This window comes from Plebeiibacterium sediminum, from assembly GCF_026013605.1.
In the GTDB taxonomy this organism is placed as follows: domain Bacteria; phylum Bacteroidota; class Bacteroidia; order Bacteroidales; family Marinilabiliaceae; genus Saccharicrinis; species Saccharicrinis sediminus.
This window is the reverse complement of record NZ_JAPDPJ010000331.1, coordinates 1-429: the sequence shown is the minus strand read 5'-3', so window position 1 is coordinate 429 and position 429 is coordinate 1. Positions and strand designations below refer to the sequence as shown.

At 51.5% G+C, this 429-nt stretch carries 4 tRNA genes; all 4 read left to right on the top strand.

The features are described from left to right. The first annotated feature begins 19 nt into the window (after positions 1-19). Positions 20-93 (top strand) — tRNA-Asp (locus OM075_RS25690). Between the two features lie 33 nt (positions 94-126). After that, a tRNA-Asp gene (locus tag OM075_RS25685) sits at positions 127-200 on the top strand. Positions 201-230: 30 nt separating this feature from the next. After that, a tRNA-Asp gene (locus OM075_RS25680) sits at positions 231-304 on the top strand. A gap of 31 nt (positions 305-335) precedes the next feature. Next, a tRNA-Asp gene (locus OM075_RS25675) sits at positions 336-409 on the top strand. The last annotated feature ends 20 nt before the right edge of the window (positions 410-429 follow it).

The following is a 429-nucleotide window of genomic DNA, read 5'->3' as shown; positions in this document are numbered from 1 at the left end:
ATTGATTTTGTTTTATACTGGTCTGGTAGTTCAGCTGGTTAGAATGCCGGCCTGTCACGCCGGAGGTCGCGGGTTCGAGTCCCGTCCAGACCGCATTATAAAACATAACTTAGATCTTAATAAAACGGTCTGGTAGTTCAGCTGGTTAGAATGCCGGCCTGTCACGCCGGAGGTCGCGGGTTCGAGTCCCGTCCAGACCGCATTAAGAAAATACTTAGATCTTACAAAACGGTCTGGTAGTTCAGCTGGTTAGAATGCCGGCCTGTCACGCCGGAGGTCGCGGGTTCGAGTCCCGTCCAGACCGCATAGTTTAAGTAATTAAAGATCTGGAAATTGGTCTGGTAGTTCAGCTGGTTAGAATGCCGGCCTGTCACGCCGGAGGTCGCGGGTTCGAGTCCCGTCCAGACCGCAGAAAGGTTATCTCAATAT